Origin of the sequence: Streptomyces sp. NPDC059866, assembly GCF_042731325.1 — a bacterium.
In the GTDB taxonomy this organism is placed as follows: domain Bacteria; phylum Actinomycetota; class Actinomycetes; order Streptomycetales; family Streptomycetaceae; genus Streptomyces; species Streptomyces flavusporus.
This window is the reverse complement of sequence record NZ_JBHWJT010000133.1, coordinates 1-1,233: the sequence shown is the minus strand read 5'-3', so window position 1 is coordinate 1,233 and position 1,233 is coordinate 1. Positions and strand designations below refer to the sequence as shown.

1 pseudogene is annotated in these 1,233 nt (G+C 66.9%); it reads right to left on the bottom strand.

Annotated elements, in window-relative coordinates:
* Nucleotides 1–1,233 (bottom strand): annotated as a pseudogene (locus ACFV7R_RS47065) (ISAzo13 family transposase); the annotation flags it as partial.

Sequence of the window (1,233 nt, the reverse complement as noted above, 5' to 3'; positions counted from 1 at the left end):
AGGATGGCTGCCAGGAGCCGGTGGGTGTGGTCCACGCTGCTGATCTGTGGGTGGCGGTAGCTGCGCGGGCGGTGGAAGCGTCGCTGGAATGCTGCCTCGGCCAACGCGTCCCAGAAAGGCTCCGAGACCGCCACCAGATGCTCGAAGGCGGTTCGTGACATGCCGGTCAGGGCCGGATCGGTGAGCATCGCGGTCAGGGCCGGGTCGGTCCGGTGTGTCGTTGCCGGCGCGTCTGGCGCTCGCGGTGGAACGGGAGACAGTGTGTAGTTCCAGTCGCCGTGGAAGGCGTTGGGTGTGATCGGAAGGGCGTGGAACTCGGCGGGTGTGACGCTGATGCCGAGGTCGTAGCTGCCTGTGTCCAGTTCGGCCCCGATGGTCAGACCGGTCTTGGTTGTTGTGGCGGCGATGGTCTCGAGGACCACCTGGTAGCTGGTCAGCGGCCGCCCCCGCCAGTTCGCGGTGATGTGACAGAACATCCGGTGCTCTATCTTGTTCCACTTCGAAGTCCCCGGCGGTAGGTGACAGACCGTGATCTCCAGGCCGCTCTCTCGTGCGAAGGTGGCAAGGTTGCTTTTCCAGGTCCAGCGGCGGGGGTCGTTGGAGCCGCCGGAGTCGGCGGTGATCAGGAGCCGGGTGGCATTCGGGTGGTCCGCCCGTCCGCGGTGTTGCCACCAGCGTCGGATGGACTCCACCGCGAACTGGGCGGTGTCGTGGTCGGTGCCGACGTTGACCCATCCGCTGTTGTTGGCAATGTCGTAGATCCCGTAGGGGATCGCCATGGGCTGCTCGTTGGTGGTGAACGTGTGGCAGTCCACCTTGATCGCGTTCTTGCCCGGCCGCCAGGTGCGACCGGGCCGGTCCCGGTTGCCGAGCCATTCCTTGGCCTTGGTGTCGACGCTGATCACCGGCTGGGCATCGTTGAGGAACGCGGCGGCGGTGGCATTGAGGTGGGTGAACTGGGCATCGCGGTCCGGATGGCTGATGCCCTCTGTTGTCTTCGCGGTTCCCTGCAGGCTGTAGCCCAGGGTGTGCAGCAGGTGTCCGACGGTTGAAGCGCTGACCGGGTGGCCCTGTGTGGTGAGGGTCGAGGCCAGGGCCCGTAACGACAGCGTGGTCCACCGCAACGGGGAGACGGGGTCACCTCGGGTGTGCGGCTCGATCAGCGACTCCAGCGCGGGCAGCAGACCAGGGTCGGTGTCCGTCAGCCGCTTGCGGCCCGCACCTGGAGCCCGG